14 protein-coding genes are annotated in these 17,875 nt (G+C 71.1%); 10 read left to right on the top strand and 4 right to left on the bottom strand.

Translation table 11 applies throughout. The annotated features are described in order from the left end of the window. Positions 1-44: 44 nt before the first annotated feature. The 8 genes from BHS09_RS12160 to BHS09_RS12125 all read left to right on the top strand — a co-directional run bounded on the left by BHS09_RS12160 (position 45) and on the right by BHS09_RS12125 (position 11,401). Complete coding sequence (locus BHS09_RS12160; protein ID WP_174258738.1) at positions 45-1,247, top strand: PEGA domain-containing protein; 1,203 nt, start codon at positions 45-47, stop codon at positions 1,245-1,247. A gap of 48 nt (positions 1,248-1,295) precedes the next feature. Beyond that, on the top strand, positions 1,296-3,773 hold the full coding sequence (gene sppA / locus BHS09_RS12155) for a signal peptide peptidase SppA (protein ID WP_174260524.1): 2,478 nt from the start codon (positions 1,296-1,298) through the stop codon (positions 3,771-3,773). Between the two features lie 266 nt (positions 3,774-4,039). After that, positions 4,040-5,593, top strand: a complete 1,554-nt coding sequence (gene rho, locus BHS09_RS12150; protein WP_140797946.1) for a transcription termination factor Rho — start codon at positions 4,040-4,042, stop codon at positions 5,591-5,593. Between the two features lie 52 nt (positions 5,594-5,645). Further along, a complete protein-coding gene (locus BHS09_RS12145; RefSeq protein WP_140789850.1) occupies positions 5,646-5,915 on the top strand; it encodes a hypothetical protein in 270 nt (89 codons plus the stop codon). A 3-nt stretch (positions 5,916-5,918) separates the two neighbouring features. Continuing rightward, positions 5,919-7,829, top strand: a complete 1,911-nt coding sequence (locus BHS09_RS12140) for a DUF4129 domain-containing protein (RefSeq protein WP_140797945.1) — start codon at positions 5,919-5,921, stop codon at positions 7,827-7,829. After that, the gene (locus tag BHS09_RS12135; RefSeq protein WP_140797944.1) at positions 7,822-9,102 is read left to right on the top strand and encodes a DUF4350 domain-containing protein; all 1,281 of its coding nucleotides are present in this window, start codon (positions 7,822-7,824) and stop codon (positions 9,100-9,102) included. Before BHS09_RS12140 ends, BHS09_RS12135 begins: the two co-directional genes overlap by 8 nt. Beyond that, positions 9,099-10,097: an AAA family ATPase gene (locus tag BHS09_RS12130; RefSeq protein ID WP_140797943.1), complete on the top strand. Its 999-nt coding sequence runs from the start codon at positions 9,099-9,101 to the stop codon at positions 10,095-10,097. The genes BHS09_RS12135 and BHS09_RS12130 overlap by 4 nt, the downstream gene beginning before the upstream one ends. Next, positions 10,094-11,401 (top strand): DUF58 domain-containing protein, encoded by a 1,308-nt coding sequence (locus BHS09_RS12125; RefSeq protein WP_140797942.1) that lies wholly within the window; start codon positions 10,094-10,096, stop codon positions 11,399-11,401. The genes BHS09_RS12130 and BHS09_RS12125 overlap by 4 nt, the downstream gene beginning before the upstream one ends. Here the strand turns inward: BHS09_RS12125 and BHS09_RS12120 are convergent. Together BHS09_RS12120 and BHS09_RS12115 are read right to left on the bottom strand one after the other, a co-directional pair. After that, on the bottom strand, positions 11,379-11,858 hold the full coding sequence (locus tag BHS09_RS12120) for an inorganic diphosphatase (protein WP_174260523.1): 480 nt from the start codon (positions 11,856-11,858) through the stop codon (positions 11,379-11,381). The two genes, BHS09_RS12125 and BHS09_RS12120, sit on opposite strands and share 23 nt — an antisense overlap. Beyond that, entirely contained in the window at positions 11,851-12,867 is a 1,017-nt protein-coding gene (locus BHS09_RS12115) for a stage II sporulation protein M (protein ID WP_140789839.1), read from the bottom strand. Before BHS09_RS12115 ends, BHS09_RS12120 begins: the two co-directional genes overlap by 8 nt. Before the next feature lie 87 nt (positions 12,868-12,954). Between BHS09_RS12115 and BHS09_RS12110 the strand changes: the two genes are divergently transcribed. Continuing rightward, complete coding sequence (locus BHS09_RS12110; protein WP_140800664.1) at positions 12,955-14,478, top strand: hypothetical protein; 1,524 nt, start codon at positions 12,955-12,957, stop codon at positions 14,476-14,478. Positions 14,479-14,574: 96 nt separating this feature from the next. Here the strand turns inward: BHS09_RS12110 and BHS09_RS12105 are convergent, their stop codons facing one another. Then, entirely contained in the window at positions 14,575-16,116 is a 1,542-nt protein-coding gene (locus tag BHS09_RS12105) for a bifunctional metallophosphatase/5'-nucleotidase (protein ID WP_140789837.1), read from the bottom strand. A gap of 185 nt (positions 16,117-16,301) precedes the next feature. After that, positions 16,302-16,706, bottom strand: coding sequence for a hypothetical protein (locus BHS09_RS39335; protein WP_237078257.1), 405 nt, complete (start codon positions 16,704-16,706; stop codon positions 16,302-16,304). 51 nt (positions 16,707-16,757) lie between these two features. Here BHS09_RS39335 and BHS09_RS12100 point away from each other — a divergent pair, with 51 nt between their 5' ends. Then, positions 16,758-17,867 (top strand): hypothetical protein, encoded by a 1,110-nt coding sequence (locus tag BHS09_RS12100; RefSeq protein WP_237078256.1) that lies wholly within the window; start codon positions 16,758-16,760, stop codon positions 17,865-17,867. Positions 17,868-17,875 lie beyond the last annotated feature (8 nt).

The raw sequence follows: 17,875 nt of genomic DNA, 5'->3' as shown, positions 1-17,875 counted from the left end.
ATGCCCGGACCGACTCCCGCGTCGCCTGTTTCAGAGGTCACCCCATGAAAGCCGCCCTCGCCCTCGTCCTCCTCCCCGCGCTGGCCCTCGCGGCCCCGCCCCAGGCGCGCCGCGTCAGCACCCTCCTGGTGCCCATGGACCCGGCCTCCGAGGCATCCAGCGTGCAGATGGAGGGCTACATGAACGACGCCCTCACCCACTTCGCCGGCATGACGGTCCGCAAGTCGGAGGAACTGTTCGGCATGCCGGAGGACCCGGAGGCCCGGGCCTCGCTGGAGCGCGGGCGCAAGGGCTATTCGGAGAGCCTGTCCGCCTTCGACAAGAAGGACTACGAGGAGGCGGAGCGCAAGGTGCGCGCCACCTTGAAGGAGCTGCAGGGGGCCGCGGGCGCCATGCGCGGGTGCTCGCCGCTGTGTGACGCGCTGGCGCTGTACGCCGCCGTGCTACACCTGCGCGGCGAGGTGGAGGAGGCGAAGCTGGCGCTCATCGACCTCATCGCGCTGTCCCCCACCCATGAGCTGTCCCCCAAGCGCTTCACGCGCGAGTTCCTCGCCCTGCGCGTGCAGGTGGCCACCAGCCGCACGTCCCAGCTGCGCGGCACCGCCACGGTGAACTCGCGGCCCGCGGGCGCGCGCGTGTACGTGGACGGCGAAGTCGTGGGCTACACGCCGGTGACGCTGCCCGCGCTGCCCATTGGCAAGCACCTGCTGCGCTTGGAGCGTCCGGGCTTCCGGCAGTACGGGCAGCTCATGGAGGTGGCCACCGACGACGCCGAAGTCACCGCCAAGCTGGTGCCTACCTCTGCGTACAAGGCCTACGACGCGCAGTTGGACCGGGTGGCGGGCGAGGTGAACCGCGCCGGCGAGAAGGCGTCTGGCGTGGCGGCCATGGCGCAGTCGCTGGGGCTGGAGCGGGTCATGGTGGGCACCCTTCGCGCCAATGGAGAGGGCACCGACCTGACGCTGGGCTACTACGACGCGCGCACCGGTCAGAGGCTGGCGGGGCGGCGCATGGCCGTCCAGGGCGACGAGTTCGGCCAGCTGAAGCAGGAGATGGAGCGAGTGGTGAACCACCTGGTGAACAGCATCGGCGAGAAGGTGACCAAGAGCCGGGACCCGCTGGACAACCGCGGTGGCATGGAAGACTGGTCGTCGGAGGACCGGGGCGGCCGTGGCAAGGCGCAGGACAAGAAGAGCAAGCCCAGCGACGACCCGCTCGACGGTGTGTCCGGAACCGAGGACTGGTAGCGCTGAGCGCTTGTCCCGGGACGGCTGTTGCCTAGAGTCCCGGGGCGTATGCGCCTGCTCGCCCTCCTGCTCCTCCCCAGCCTCGCGCTCGCCCAGACGAGTGTCCTCAGCCGGCCCGCCCTGCCCTCCCGGGGGCTGACGCTGCCGCCCACGGGCGCCGCGCTGGTGGATGAAGCCACCGCCCTGTCGCTCAACCCCGCGGGCCTGGGCTTCGTCAACGGCAGTCAGCTCTTCTACCTGCACGAGCGCAACCTCGTGCATGACGGCCTGGGAGACGGCGTCTTCCTGGCCACGCGCCTGCTCGGACTGGGCCTGGGCGGCTCCATGGAGTGGATTCGCGGACGGGCGGAGCCGGACTACCGCCGCACGTCGCTGGGGCTCTCCCTGGGCACGGGCGCGCTGCAGTTGGGCGGTTCGTGGCACTCCTACGGTTCATCCAACCGGGACATCGACGCGCTGGACACCTTCGACGTGGGCCTCACGGCGCGCCCCCTGCGGGCGCTGTCACTGGGCGCGGTGGTGCGCGACGTCAACGCCCCCTCGGAGGGCACGCTGGCGCTGAAGCGGCAGTACAACCTGGGCCTGGGTGTGCGCCCGCTGGATGAGCGCTACACGCTGGGCGTGGACTGGCTCTTCTCCGAGGGCGCCTTCCGCCAGGGCCAGGCGACGTACACCGTCCACGCGGAGGTGATTCCGGGCCTCCGCCTGGGCGCGGGCGTGTCGCACGGCTTCACCTCCGGGGTGCCCATCGCGCTCCAGGTGGCGGCCACGGTGGACACCTCGCACCTGGGCCTCACCTACGCGGCGGGCGGGACGAACGCGGGGTTGGACCACCTGGTGGCGGTGCGCCTGTCGTCGGAGACCTACCGCTCCATCGCGCCGCGCGGCGGCGTGGTGACGCTGCTGGACTTGAATGACGCATTGAGCGGAGGCACCAGCCCCGTCCTCTCCTGGCTGGGCGTCAGCGAGGCGGACCCATACCTGCGGCTGACGCGGTGGCTGGACCTGGCCACCCAGGACGACCGGCTGGCCGGCGTGGTGTTGAAGATGGAGAGCCTGCCCGGGGTGGGATGGGGCAAGGCGGAGGAGCTGCGTCAGGCGCTGCTGCGGCTGCGCGCGTCCGGCAAGCGGGTGATGGCGGTGGTGCTGTCCACGGACGACCTGGGCTACTTCGTCGCGTCGGCGGCGGACCGCATCTACGCGCTGCAGGAATCGATTCTCTACATCAACGGCCTGGCCGTGCACCTCCAGACGTACGGCGGGACGATGGAGAAGCTGGGCGTGCACTGGGACGTGGCGCGGGTGGGCCGCTTCAAGACGGCGCCCGAGCAGCTCTCCCGCACCGAGCCCAGCGACGCGTCCCTGGAGTCCACGAACGCCTACCTGGACACGGAGGTGGCCGTCTACGAGAAGGCTGTGCAGGAAGGCCGCAAGGTGCCCGTGGAGCGGCTGCACGCGCTGTGGGACCTGGGCCTGCCCCACCCGAAGAGCGCGGTGGAGCTGGGGTTGATGGACGGCATCATCTCCTCGACGGAGCTGGACAAGAAGGTGGCGGAGCTGGTGCCGGGCGGACGCTTCAGCGCCACCTACGCGCCGCGTGACGAACGCGATGGCCGCTGGGCCCGCCGGCGCCGCATCGCCGTGGTGCCGGTGCTGGGCGACATCATCGGCGGCCGCAGCCGCGAGGACCCGCTGGGCTTCAGCCGCCTCGCGGGCGCGGAGACGGTGATTCGCGCGCTGGAGCAGGCGCAGTCGGACCCGAGCGTGGCGGCCATCGTCGTGCGCGTGGACTCGGGCGGCGGCGAGGTGCTGGCGTCCCACCTGATGTACGAAGCCGTGATGGAGGCGGCCAGGCACAAGCCCGTCATCGCCTCCATGGGGGACATGGCTGCGTCCGGCGGCTACTACGCCGCCATTGGCGCGCATGAGGTGTTCGCCCTGCCCACCACGCTGACGGGCAGCATCGGCGTCTTCTACATCAAGCCCGCCGTCGAGGGCCTGCTCGGCGGACTGTTGGGCGTGCACCAGGAGAGCCTGACCCGTGCGCCGCTGGCGGACATCCTGGACGTGTGGCGCCCCTGGACGCCGGAGGAGCAGCAGGCGGCCCAGGCGTGGGCAGACGCGTCCTATGACAGCTTCATCACCCAGGTGGCGCTGCGGCGGAAGATGGACAAGGCGAAGGTGGACGAGGTCGCCCGGGGCCGGGTGTGGAGCGGCCAGGACGCGCTCGCTCGCGGCCTGGTGGACAAGCTGGGCGGCCTGCTGGAAGCGGTGGACTCCGCGCGGATGCGGGCCGGAATCCCTCCGGACGAGGAGCTGGACCTGGTGGTGATGGGCGAGGCGCGGGGCTTCTTCTCCGCGCTGGGCGGTGAGCCCGGGGTGCGCGCGGCGATGTCCCTGCTGCCCGCGCCAGAGCCCGCCCTGCCCGAGTCCCTTCGGGCGCTGGCCCGCTCGGCTGGCCTAAACCTGATGTTGCTCCAGCCGGGCGTGAAGGCGATGATGCCCTTCCAGTTGACCGTCCGCTGAGGTCCTGGTGGCGGCCCTGAATCAGCAGGTGGGGGTCGGCCGGACGACACCGCGCGAAAAAAGCGGCGGCGCCGTCCCCGGCCTCTGTTACTGTTACCTCTGCACCCCGGACGGCTTTGGGCCGCCAGGGTGCTCCAGGAAACGGCGGTTCGGCCTGCTCGTCACCAGGGCCCCGCGTCCGCTTCCTGTCCCACGGCCTGAGTCACCTTGCGTCCCCGCCCTCCTCCTGGAGCGGCCGCCCGGGGCGCACACAGTCTGGAACTTTCATGAGCGAAAACCCCGATAACCGCGACCCACGTGATGCCCCCCCTGTTCCCGCCGCCCGCGCCGTGGCGCCGCCCGAGCCGGACGATGACGGTGGCGACGAGGGCGACGACGAGGGGCCCGACGACGGTGATTCCGGCGCAGGTGGCGCACAGGGTGGCGCCCCCGGGCAGCCCGGCCAGGCCACCGGCCGCCGCCGCCGCCGTCGGCGCCGTCGCCGTGGCGCGCAGGTCCTCTTCACCCCGGACGGCCAGGCCTACCGGATGCAGCCGGGAGCGGACGGCCAGCAGGTCCAGGTCTTCCTCACGCCGCAGGAGCTGGAGCAGCACCGCCAGCGGCAGGCGCAGCAACAACAGCAACAGCAGCCACAACCGCAGCCGGCGCACGGCGGCGGGGGCCAGCAGCACGCGCGCCACGCGCAGCACGGGGGCGGCGGCCAGCAGGCCTCGCAGCAGGCGAACCTGTCTCCGGTGGAGGGTGTGCTGGACACGGAGGCCAAGGGCCCCAACGCCTTCCTGCGCCAGCTCAAGCGCAACCTGCTGGCGGCGCCGGACGACCCGGAGCTGCCCAAGAACCTGGTCCAGAAGCTGCGGCTGCGGCAGGGCCAGTACATCACCGCCTTCGCGCAGATGCGGGGCCAGAAGGGCGTCATCCAGAAGGTGGACACGGTGGACGGCCGGCCGCTTGAGGGCGCGCCGCGGCTGCCGCACTTCGCGGACCTGACGTCGGTGGACCCCACCGAGCGGCTCAAGCTGGAGAACGGTCACAAGGAGATGGTGACCCGGGTGCTGGACCTCATCTCGCCCATTGGCAAGGGGCAGCGCGCGCTCATCGTCGCCCCGCCGAAGACGGGCAAGACCATCATGCTCCAGCGCGTCGCCCAGGCCATCCTCTCCAACCACCCGGAGTGCCACGTCATGGTGGTGCTCATCGACGAGCGTCCGGAAGAAGTGACGGACATGCGGCGGAGCATCAAGGCGGAGGTGCTGGCCTCCAGCTCCGACCGCCCCACCGCGGACCACCTCAAGGTGGCGGAGCTGGCCCTGGAGCGCGCGCGCCGGCTGGTGGAGTCGGGCAAGGACGTGGTCATCCTCCTGGACTCGATTACGCGTCTGGCCCGCGCCTTCAACAAGGAGGTCGACAACTCCGGCCGCACCATGTCCGGCGGCGTGGACAGCCGCGCCCTGGAGCGCCCCAAGCGCATCTTCGGCGCCGCCCGCGCGACGGAGGAAGCCGGCTCGCTGACCATCATCGGCACGGCGCTCATCGACACCGGCAGCCGCATGGACGAGGTCATCTTCGAGGAGTTCAAGGGAACGGGTAACTCCGAGGTCACCCTGGACCGGCTCCTGGCGGAGAAGCGCGTCTTCCCGGCCGTCAACATCGCCCAGTCCGGCACGCGCAAGGAGGAGAAGCTCTTCACCCTGCGCGAGTACGAGAAGGTGAAGAAGCTGCGGCAGATGCTCTTCTCCGTGAAGCCGGTGGAGGCCATGGAGGCGCTCGTGAAGCGGCTGTCCCGCTACACGTACAACGACGAGTTCCTCGACGAGCTGTAGTCCCCGCTTCGGGAGTGGTACGGCGGGCCCGGGTGTGCGTTAAGGTGGCGGCATGATTCAAGGCTCGGGCCGCTGCCACTACCACCCGGAGCGCGCCGGCCTCGGCGTCTGCGTGGAGTGCCGGCGTGTCATCTGCCGGGAATGCACCACGCAGTTCGAGGGCATCAACCGCTGCGCCAGCTGCCTGGACCAGCGCCTCAAGGCGCTGGAGGGCCCGGGTGAGCGCCGCGAATGGTCTGCGGGCAACGTGGTGCTGGCGCTGATGAGCCTGGCGCTCGTCTGGGGCGGCATCCTCCTGCTTGCCCAAGTGGCGGCGAGCTAGCCCATGGCCGTCTCCGCGCTCGAATTCCGCCCGCGCAACGCGGTGGCCTTGATGGACGCCGCGCTGCGCCTGTGCACCCGCAACGCGGGCGTCTGGGCCCTCACCCTGCCCGGCGGCGCGGCCGTGGTGGCCGCCATGTTGTACCTGGCGGAGTCGGTGCGCATGGGCTGGCCGCTCGTGGTGCCCTCGCTGCTGCTGACGCTGGCGTGGTTCCTCCGGGGCCTGGGCCAGGGCGCGACGTGCCATTACGTACAGGAGTTGCTGCTGGGCACCCAGGGCGAGCCTTCCGCGTGGGCCTCGCTCAAGGCGGCGCTGGGCCGGATGCCCGCGCTCTTCATCGCCGTGGCGTACCTGCTGGGCCTCAACACGTTGGTGGTGATGGTGACGGGAGGCTTCGGCTACCTCCTGCTGCAGTCCCACGGGGTGGGCTACGCGGCGGTGATGCAGGGGCGCGGCAGTCCGTTGAAGCTCTACGGCACGTGCTCACGGCTGCTGGGCCCGGCGCGCGGCACCGCGCTGTGGACCCGCATCCTCATGTCCGTGCAGGTGCTGGCCTTCTTCAACCTGCACATCGCCTTCAACTTCCTGCTGTTCCTGGGCCGCAAGCTGGTGGGCGTGGACCTGACGTTCGCGGAGCGCTACGCCTCGCTGGACAACGGCCAGTGGCTGATCTTCCTCGCGGTGACGACGTTCGCCCTCTTCGAGCCGGTGCGCGCCGCGACGGCCACGCTGCTGCTGGTGGACGGGCGCGTGCGTCAGGAAGGGCTCGACCTGCTGGCCAGCGTCCAGCAGCTTCCATCCCGGGATTTGGGACGCCCCCTGCCTCCGCCGGGCGCGACGCGTGGCGCGGCGATGCTGGCGGTGGTGCTGGGCCTGGGCCTGCTGACGGCGGCGCCAGCCCATGCCCAGGACACCGAGGAAGCCAAGCCCCTGCCCCCCGCCGAGGCGCTGCGGCGGCTGGGCGAGGTCGCGGAGGCGTGTGAGGCCTCGACGGCGGAGGATGCCGCGGGCCTGTACGCGCCCCTGGAGTCCCTGGGGCCCGGCGAAGCCGCGAAGCTGGACCGCTTCGTGCGCCGCGTGGAGCGGCAGGCCTTCGACGAGGAGGACTGCGACAAGGCCCGTACCACGCTGACGCAGGGGCTCACCACGGTGGGCGCGACCGTGGACGCCCAGACCCGGGCGGACGCGCGTGCCGCCGCCGCGCGGGCGAAGGACATTCTGTCCCGGCCCGAGTTCGCGGAGGCCGCGCCCAAGGCGGAGAAAGACGCCCCCGAGGAGCCCTCGGCCCCCCGAGAGGCGCCAGGCTGGTGGCAGCGATTCATCGACTGGCTGGGGGCGCAGTTGAAGAAGCTATTCGAGCGGGAGCCGGCGGAACCGCGGCAGGAGACGGCGCAGCCATTCCTCACCGGCGCCAGCGTGGCCAACGTGCTGGTGGTGGTGCTGGTGACACTCACCCTCGCGGTGCTGGGCGTCGTGCTGCTGCGTGCGCTGAACCGCGACAAGCGCCGCGCGGGCGCGGAAGGCGTGCAGGTGTCCACGGTGGACGCATCCACGCTGGCGGGGGACGCCCACCACGCGCTGTCACGTCCTCCCGAGGGCTGGGCCCACCTGGCGGACGAGTTGGCCGCGCGGGGCGCATACCGCGAGGCGGTGCGCAGCCTCTACCTGGCGCTGCTGTCCCGGCTCCACCGCGACGGCGCCATCCTCTATGACGAGACGCTGAGCAACTGGGACTACCTGTATCAGTTCCGGGGCCGCGCGGAATGGAAGGCTCCCTTCCGCGAGCTGACGCGGCGCTTCGACTTCGCCTGGTACGGCAACCTGCCGGTGAGCGTGGACGGCTACCGCGAGTTCCGCGCGCTCACCGAGCCCCTGCTGGCCGCGCCGTCTCGCCCGGAGGTGGCTGGTGCGTGACCGTTTCCCGCTGCTGGTGGTGGGGGGCCTGCTGCTCACCGCGGTGCTGACCACCTTCCTGGTCCGAGGCGCCCGGCGCAACGCGTTCGCGGACACGCTGTCCACGTACCGCGCGCAGGAGGACGGCGCGCGAGCCCTGTTCCTGCTGGCCCAGGAGAGCAGGCTGCCGGTGACGCGCCGCATGGCGGACCTGCGCATCGCGTCCGGACTGGGTACGCCGGTGCTGCTGGCGGTGGAGGTGTCTGGTGCCTACGAGCACGACCCGGACCAGACGGCGCTGGCCGCCGAGCCCGACGCTGGCCTGGCCGACGAGCACGTCCCCCGCACCGGCTTCAACGCCTTCCGCGCGGCCGCGCTGGACGACGATGAAACCGAGCAACTGCTGAAGCACGTGCGAGAGGGCGGCAGCGCCGTCTACGTGCCGTGGGGCTCGCGGGAGAACCCGGTGCTGCAAGCCTTGAACGTGAAGCTCTTCAAGGCGGACACCACCCTGCCCATGCGCACGCTGGTGCCGCCCCAGCCCACGCCGTACACGCTGGGCGTGGAGCGCGTGGAGGCGAAGGTGCAGGCCTACCTGGAGCTGCCCGAGACGGCCGTTCCCGTCCTGGAGGATGAACGGCTGGGCATGTTCGTGGCGGCGGTGGTGCCGTATGGGCAGGGCCGCGTGCTGGTGGTGGGCGCCCCGGAGCTGGCCATGAACCAGGCGCTGGCGCGCGCGGACAACGCGCAGTTCTGGCTCAGCACCCTGGCGTCAATCGGCCCCGGCCCCATCGAGTTCGACGAGTTCCACCACGGCTTCACCAACGAGCGCTCCGTGGTGGACTTCGCGCGCCGCTACGGCCTGCACTTCGCCGTGTTGCAACTGCTGCTTGGCGTAGCGCTGTGGTCGGTGTCGCTCAAGCGCTTCGGCCGCCCGCGCCCCCCGCCCGAGTCCTCGCGCGTGGGCGCCACCGACGCGCTCTTCGCCATGGGCCGGCTGTACCGCGAGGGCCGCCACCACGGCTTCTCCGCCCAGCTCATCCTCCGGGGCCTCACCCAGGACCTGGCCCTGCACGCGGGCCTGCCCGCGCATGCGCCCGCGGACGCAGTGGCTCACGGGCTGCGCGAGCGTGGCCGCGCGGACCTGGCCCAGGGGCTCGAGGAGCTCACCACGGACAGCCGCGCGGTGACGCGCGACACAGACCTCCAGCAGTTCGCCGAGCGCGCGGCGCGGCTGCGACAACGCCTTCATTCCGCCGGCGCCGCCCGGCCCAGCCCTCCCGAAACGACATGAACGACACCCTGTCCGCCCCCTCCCCCGCCCCGGCTGGTAACGCCGTGCAGGCCGCCCACGCCATCCGCGAGGCCGTGCTGTCCGAGGTGCGCAAGGCCGTGGTCGGCCAGGATGAGGCCCTGGAGCTGATGCTCTGTGGCCTCATCGCCGGCGGCCACATCCTGCTGGAGGGCGTACCCGGCGTGGCCAAGACGTTGATGGCCAAGGCCCTGTCGCGCAGCATCGGCGCGGAGTTCAAGCGCATCCAGTTCACCCCGGACCTGATGCCCGCGGACATCCTGGGCACCAGCGTGTTCGACCTGAAGACGCAGGGCTTCACGCTGGTGCGCGGCCCCATCTTCACGGACCTGCTGCTGGCGGACGAAATCAACCGCGCCCCGGCGAAGACGCAGTCCGCGCTGCTGGAGGCCATGCAGGAGCGCTCGGTGTCCATGGAGGGCCGCGTGCTGTCGCTCTCCCCGCTCTTCACCGTATTCGCCACGCAGAACCCCGTGGAGTCCGAGGGCACCTATCCGCTGCCCGAGGCGCAGCTCGACCGCTTCCTGCTGAAAATCGAGGTGGGCTACCCCGCGCCAGAGGAGGAGGACGCGATTCTGGCCTCCGTGCACCGGGGCTTCGACTCGGGGGACCTGCAGCGCGCGGGCGTCAATGCCGCGGTGACGAAGGACGGGCTGCTGGCCGCGCGCGGCGCGCTGAATGAGGTGACGGTGGAGCCGCCGGTGCTGGCCTACGTCCGCAAGCTGGTGGCGGCCACGCGCGCCTCCAGCCGCATCCGATTGGGGGCCGGGCCTCGCGCGGGCGTGCACCTGCTTCTGGCGGCCAAGGCCCTGGCGGCGCTGCGAGGGCGCGGCTTCGTCACCCCGGACGACGTGCGCTTCCTGGCGGCGCCCGTGCTGAAGCACCGCCTGCTGCTGTCGCCGGACGCGGAGCTGGACGGGGCCACGCCGACGGACGTGCTGCGCGAGGTGGTGCGCGGCGTCGAGGTCCCCCGGTGATTCCCACCCCGCGCCTCTGGGTGCTGCTGGCGCTGCTGGCGCTGCCGATGATGCTGGCGGGCTTCAGCCCCGGCATTGGCGGCGCCGTGCTCGCGCTGGACGCACTGGTGCTGGCGCTGGCTGTGTTCGACGTGCTCACCGCGCGGAGGGCCCGGCTGGAGGTTCACCGCGTGCTGCCCGCGCGGCTCAACGTGGGCGTGGCCAACAAGGTGGTGGTGCGGCTGATTCACCGGAGCGGCGGCGCCGTCCAGGTGCGCGTCCGGGACGACGTGCCGGACGGCTTCGCCGCCACGCCGGACGAGGCACCACTTCACCTGCCCGCGCGGAGCGAGTCGCGCTGGGTGTACCGGGTAACGCCCGTGAAGCGCGGCCGTTTCCAGTTCGGAGACGTGCACGTCCGCGTGCGCGGGCCGCTGGGGCTGGTGTCCCACGAGCGCGTGTTCCCCGCGGCGCAGGACATCGCCGTGTACCCGGACCTGCGCGGCGCCAACCGGCTGCTGCTGTCGGGCGCGGCGCTGGACCTGGTCAACCTGGGCCTGCGGCAGCTGCGGCGCGACGGGCGCGGCAGCGAGTTCGCCCGCCTGCGCGACTACGCCCAGGGCGACAGCGTGCGGGACGTGGACTGGAAGGCCACCGCCAGGCGTGGGCGGCCGGTGACGCGTGTGCTGGAGTCGGAGCGCTCGCAGTCCATCCTCATCTGCGTGGACGCGGGCCGCTCCATGGCCGCGCAGGTGGACGGCCTCACCAAGCTGGACCACGCGGTGAACGCGGCCCTCTTCCTGGCCTTCGTGGCCGTGCGCAACGGCGACCGCGTGGGGCTGGCCGTGTTCGCGGATGGCGTGAAGGCCTACCTGCCGCCCGCTGCCGGACGCACGCAGTACCGGAAGATTGTCGACACGCTCTACGGCACCACGCCCAGCCTCACGTACGTGGACTACCTGGCGCTCTTCAAGGAACTGAACCTCCGCCTCACGCGCCGCAGCCTGCTGTGTGTCTTCACCGACTTCCTGGACGAGGAGCAGGCCTCCACCATGGTGGCCCCACTGCACCGACTGGCGCGGCGGCACGTCCCCCTGTGCCTGTCGGTGAAGGACACCGCGCTCCAGAAGCTGCTGCGCACGCCGCCGCCCAGCCCGGAAGAGGCCTTCCAGCACGCGGTGGCGTCGGAGCTGCTCACCGACCGCGAAATGCTCAAGGCGCGCGTGAGCCAGGGCGGCGTGCAGATGCTCGACGTGCAGCCGGATGAGCTGAGCCTGGCCGCCGTCAACCGCTACCTGGACATCAAGGCGCGCGGCGTGCTGTAGCCTCCGGGGCCACGTCCAGCGCCGGGACGGGCAGCGGCAACCACCCCATGAAGCGGGTGTCCGGGACGTTGCCCCGCACGCGGTGCAGCACCTGCTTGAAGAGGGCGTAGACGCGGAAGAAGCGCTCCAGGCCCGCGCGCTCGGCGTCCGTCAGGGGCGCGGCGGCGCACACCACCTTCGGGTCCCCCCGTCCCGCGTCGACGAAGCCGATGACGCCCACCACGGGCACGCGCAGCCGCTGGCCCAACCCCAGCCGGGGCCCCATGACGACGGCGTCCAGCGGGTCGCCTTCATCCGACGTGAGGCCCGGGATGCTGCCGTAGTTGTACGGGCACGGCAGCGGCGACACGAAGTCCACCGCCCCGTCCGCGCGGCGCTTCACGAAGGAGAAGCGCGGGCACTCGATGAGGACCTCCGGCTCGCTGGGCAGCGGAGGCAGCCACAAGCGCTCATCCATGCGCGGACTCAGCGCCGCCGTCTGGCGCCGCGCGGCTCCCACGCAGCCAGTCCGACAGCAGGTACGCGTACACGCCCGCGCCCACCGTCAACGCGAAGGACACCTTGAACGCCACCGACAACTTGGGTGGATGAATCTGGGACACCGTGCCCTCGATGAAGCCCGCGAGCACGAACAGGACGAGCGTGCCGAACAGCAGCCTCACCGCCGTCACCGCCTCCTGTCGCACCGCCTGTCCACGGGGCAGTCCTCGCGGGGCCACCATGCCTCGCGCAATCACCAGCCCCGCGGCGCCTGCGATGCAGATGGCGGTGATTTCCGGAATGCCGTGCGGAAGAATCCACGCCCAGAACCAGCCCGCCATTCCCTTGGCCGCGTAGACTTGCGCGAGCGCGCCCAGGAACAGGCCGTTGACGAACAGCATGATGGCCGTGCCCAGGCCCACCGTGATGCCCAGCGCGAACGCCAGGAAGGCCACCTGGATGTTGTGGGTGAAGAGGTAGGTGGTGAACTGGGCCTGGTCTCCCACCGACATGCCGTCACCCGCGGCCTCGTTGGCCGCGCGTTCGACGGGGTCCAGCTTCAGGTGCTCGGCGGGGACCAGGTAGTGCGCCGCGTCGGGGTCCACCATCATCCCCGCGTAGCCGAAGCCCACGCCCGCCAGCAGCAGCAGCAGCGACGCCACGTACATCCGCCACTCGCGCCGCATCAGCGCGGGGAAGCCCCGTGCCACGAAGCCCCACACGTCCGCCAGTCGCGGGCGCCGGCCCGGGTACGTCAGCGCATACGCCCGGCCCACCAAATCGTTGAGGTAGGCATTCACGTCCGCCGAGCCACTGCGCGCGCGAACCCACAGCAAGTCACTGGAGACGGCGCGATACAGCCGGCCCAGCGTCCTGGCGTCCTCCAGGCTCAGCTCGCGCAGGCCGTGGGACTCGGACCGGTCCAGCAGCGACTCCAACTGCTCCCAGCGCGGCCTGCGGGACTCGATGAACTCCGCCATCTCCATGGGCCGGCACTCTACCCCAGTGATACGGCGGGCCACCCTGCCCTCCGATGACGCTTTGTGGGAAAACGCAGGACCATGACGTGTCGGATGGCGTTCCTGGGATGGCTGCTCGCCCTGCTGTCGGGATGCACGAGCATGCGCGCCCTGTGCCCGCTGGAGGGAGGCCGCCCCTGGGTGGAAGTGCGCAGTCCCCACTTCATCGTCCGCACCAACCTGGACACGGAGACGGCCGAGGAAGCGGCCCAAGAGCTGGAGCTGCTCCGCGAAGGACTGCTTCAGGCCTGGGGCGGCAGCTTCGACCCGCCGGGCACGGTGGACATCATCGTCCTCCACAACCGCAGCGCGATGGAGGAGTTCACCAACATCCGCATCGAGGGCTTCTCCACCCACACCGAGGACGGCCCGCTGCTGGTGCTGGCCGGGCACGCCTACGCGCTCAGCGAAGCCACCGCGGACATCACCACCCAGGCCCATGAGCTGACGCACTATCTCTCCGAGCTCGCGCTCGTCCGCCAGCCACGCTGGCTGTCAGAAGGGCTGGCCAGCTACCTGGAGACCATCGCCCTCAGGCCAGAGCGGCGCGAGGTCATCCTCGGGCGTATCCACGGGCCCTTCTACACCCAGGTGCAGCGGCACGGCTGGCGCACGCTCGACGAGCTCTGGGAGTGGGACGGCAAGGGGCTGCTCGGCACCGCCGAGTCGCGGCAGTACTACGCGTCCTCCTGGCTGTGGGTGCACTTCTTCATCAGCCGGCACGGCGCGCGCTTCGAGGACTTCCAGAAGCGCCTCATGCACGGCGATGAACCCCGGCAAGCCTTCGAGGCCGCCTTCCGCGGCGAGGAGGACCTGGCTGGCGAGCTGAATGGCTACGTGCGCCGCCCTGGGCACATGAATTACCGCACCATCACCGCGCCGTTGGCGCCCGTGACGAGCCCGCTGCAATCGCGCCCCATGCGTGCGGCCGAGGTCCACGCCATCCGCGCCCAGCTGTTCCTGATGACACCGGGCGCGTCCCCCATGGAGGAGCGGCTGCCCCACATCGAACGGGAGATGGCGGAGGCCACGCGCGAGGAGCCCGGCAACGTGGACGCCATGCTGCTGCGCATCCGCTCCACGGAGGATCCGTTCCGCAGGCTCGCCCTCGCGCGGGAGCTGGTGGAGCGCCACCCCGACAGCGGGCACGCGTGGAACGCCATGGCGCAGGCCCTGGACGCCGCGGGCAATACGTCCGAGGAGCAAGAGGCCGCGAGGCTCCGCGCGGTGGAGCTGCTGCCCGGCAGCGTGAGCGCGCAGAACGGACTGGCCGGCTACTACGCGCGCACGGCCCAGCCGGAGAAGGGCCTGACGGCGGCGCAGCGGGCCCTGTCGCTGGCGCCGGGGAACGCGTCGGTGTTGGACACGTGGTCCACCCTCCTCTTCCAGCTCGGTCGCTGCCCGGAGGCGCTGGACGCCCAGCAGCTCGCGGTGGACATGCTCCACGAAGGCACGCCGCAGCGGCTGCGGCGGACCGTGCACGACACGCTGGCCCGCTATCAGGCCGTGTGCGGGCCCGATGCCCGTCCCGCCGCGGCGACCCCGCCCACGGCGGCGCCTACAATGGAAACGCCGTGAGCCCACGGCCCCGCTGAAACGACGAAGCGCCGGAAGGGGCCCAGGTGGGCTCCTCCGGCGCTTCAAGGTCCTACGCAGCAAGCAGGACGGCGAGGACTACTTCAGCAGCTTCTCCAGCGGCTTCTTGTCGCTGCTCGACTGGTCCTTGGTCCAGTCCACCACCGGCGTCTGCCACGCCATGCCCGTCTCGGTGGGCTCGGGGGCCAGCTTCTCGAACTCGAAGCCGTCACCGCCGAAGTAGAGGTACTCCACCGTGGCGACCGTGTACTCCTTCTTCGGGTCCAGGGCCTTGCCCTTGGCGTCCTTGAACTTGCCCTTGCCCGCGGCCGTGAAGCCGGAGACGAGCGCGTTCGGGTTGGCCAGCTGCCGGGCCAGGTCCTCGCCCTTCAGCTTCACGACGAGGAGCGTGTTCTCGAAGGGCATCACCGAGTAGATGCTGCCGCGAGTCACCGGACCGGCGGGCAGGTCGCCGCGGATGCCGCCGCTGTTGAGGACGGCCGCGTCCGTGCCGAGCACGTTGCGCACCGCGCCCGCCACCCACTTCGCCATCTGGGGCGACGAATGGGGGATGCCGGCCTTGGAGAAGCCGATCTGCTGGCCCAGCACCTCGTCCAGCTGCGTCTTCCACTTGCCCACCAGCTGCGCCGTCTCCGCGTCCGGCGCGCCGCCCGACACCTCGACGACCTTGGTGTCCAGGCCGGTCAGCTTCTCACCCGCGGGCTTCGCCGGGTCGAAGGTGACGTGCGCGCGCAGGTACTTGCCGAAGCCACGGTCCAGCGACACGAAGCTGGTCGCGCCGTCCTTCAGCTCGACCGGCTGCGCGCAGCGGCCACCGGCCACCAGCGCCACCTTCCACTCGGGGTGCTTCGCCACCGCGGGCTGCAGGTCGGTGACGCACTCGTCGGCGAGCACCACGACCACGTCCGCGCCGGCCTTGCGGGCCTCCGGAATGGCGGTGGTGAGCGCCTCCTCGTAGCCCGTCACTTCCAGGCCATCCGCGCGGCCGGGCATGGCGGTGCGGACCGTCTTCTCGGACGCCAGGCCCACCACGCCAATCTTGAGGCCGCGGCGCTCGAAGATCTGGAACGCCGGCATGGACAGGTCGCCCGCCAGCGCCGGGTCCTTCACCTTGAGGTTGGCGGCGAGGAACGGGAAGCCACCCGCGCCGCGGTTCTTGAGGAAGGCCTCCTTGCCGAAGGCCAGCTCATGGTTGCCCAGGGCGGAGGCGGCGTAGCCCATGCGGCCCATGACCTCGGCCGTGGGCGTGCCCAGGAAGAAGGAGGAGATGGCCGGGCCGTTCCAGTGGTCACCCGTGGCGAGCGCCAACGTGCTGGCGTCCGCGCACGTGGGCTGGCCCTCCCTCACGGGACCGGGACAGTGCTTCTCATCGGCCATCCAGCGGCCGAGCAGCTCCGCCGCGCCGCCCTTGCCCTCGGAGGGCTGGAGCTGGCCGAACGCGCCACCCGTCACGAGCAGCGTGACTTCGGTAGGAGCAGCGGGAGCCTTGGCTTCCGGCGCGGCGGCCGGAGGCGGAGTGGGATTGCTCTTCTCGCAGCCGGCAACGACACCGAGGGCGAGGACCAGCACGCCGGACAGCGGCTGGCGGAAGGGACGAGGACGGAGAGGGTTCGCGCTCACAAGTGCGCCTTTAGCACAACTCGGCTCGTGCTACGCTGAGACACGTGGCAGACAGCGACACGCGGCACGGCGGCTCCTCACCCGAAGGCAAGGTTCACAAGCACACAGAGCAGGGGTTTGCCGGCCAGGGCGAGGGCCGGGCACGCGAGTTCTGGGGAGAGGTGAGCGCAGGTGCGCGTCACTTCTCACTGAAAGATCGGAAACCGCCCGAAGGGCGCCTGCGCCAGTTCTTCTACGGCATGAGCCTGCCGTTCCACATTGGTGGAGCGCTGCTGGGCGACCCGGTCGCACGCAAACAATACATTCGTGTCGGGCTTCTCCAATCCATTGCAGCTCTGGCATTGGCCTTGAGTTGCATGACTTCCGGAACTGAAGCGGCGGAAAGCGCCAGCAAGCGGGAGTCCCGAGCCGAAGCGCGCGCCAAGGCGGCGCAGATTCGAAAAGTCGCCGAGGTCCTCGTCGACCAGCAGGTCAAGAAGGAGGCGGCGGCTGCCACCCGGCGCGCGAAGGAGGTTGAAGCGCAGACCCTCCAGCGCCTCCAGGAAATCGACGCGCAGGTTGCCCGGCGCAAGCAGGCCGACGCGCAGCACGCTGGCGAGGGGACGCCCCCAGGTCCCGAAGTGCAGCCCGAGACCGCGGCCATGGCTGGCGCCACCCCGAGCGCCTCCTCCGCCCTCTCAGACGACGAGTCCCCCGAGAACGCCCCCATCGGAGAGGCCGAGGACATCGAGGGAGCCACTCCGGACGCCCAGAAGCCCTCCCCCATCCCGGCGGACACGCCCGAAGCGCGGCTGGAGCAGCGCATCCGGGACGTGGAGGCCGCGGCCCAGGGGGCCGATGCGGGCACGTCCCTGGCGAAGGCCATCACCGCGCTGGTGATGGAAGCCACGAAGGACCTGGAGTCGGAGGCCCCGGCGTCCTCCGCCAAGGAGCGCACCGACGCCACGACGGACGACCCACACACCGCCGAGGACACCCAGGCTCCTGCTATCGAAAAGAGCACCTGGACGGTGAATGGCTTCTCCGTGTGGGGCCTGGCCTTCTGGGCGGCGCTGTTCGCCGCGCTGCAGTTGGCACAGTGGGTGGTCATCGCCCTGTCGCGGGACTACCACGACGCCATCTCCCGCAAGGCCAGCCTGCTCACAGGGCTGGAGCCAGAGGACGAGGAGTTCCCGCCGCGCGTGCGCCTCAACGTGGTGTGGCTGCGCAAGAAGATGAAGCGACGCTGGCGGTCCTTCCTGCTGCTCATGGTGGGCGTGCCGGCGCTGGTGGTGATCACCCTCCCGTTCATGTGCGCCTCCCGCCTCGTCTTCACCGCCCTGTTCACCGCCTGGGGCGCGTGGTGGTGGGTGGTCTTCACCGCCGCCAAGAGCGCGCGAGCCTGGGAGCCGTCCGCGGGGCCCACGCGGCCGCCCTGGTTCTTGCGGGTGTGGACGGTGCTCACCACGCGCGTGCCGGGCTTGCGGTGGGGCGCGCTTCAGCGGTACGGCGCGTCCTGGGGACGGCGAACGGAGGAGGTCTTCGCGCCCATCTCCAGCACGGAGCGCCACCCCTGGGTGTTCGCCGGGCTTGCGGTGGTTCGCTTCATGGGCTCATTTCCTCCGATGAAGTTCTTCGTCCGGCCGCTCATCCCCGTCGCCTCCGCGCACCTGCTGGACGAGGACGTGGCCGCGGCCAGGAAGGCGCTCGCCGCCGGTGCGAACGCCTCGCCGCCCGAAGCCGAGGTGCCCCGCCCCGCCGATGTGTGGTGACGGGAGGG

Origin of the sequence: Myxococcus xanthus (assembly GCF_006402735.1) — a bacterium.
Taxonomy (GTDB): domain Bacteria; phylum Myxococcota; class Myxococcia; order Myxococcales; family Myxococcaceae; genus Myxococcus; species Myxococcus xanthus_A.
The sequence above is the reverse complement of the archived record's forward strand: the minus strand, read 5'-3'. Positions and strand labels throughout refer to the sequence as shown.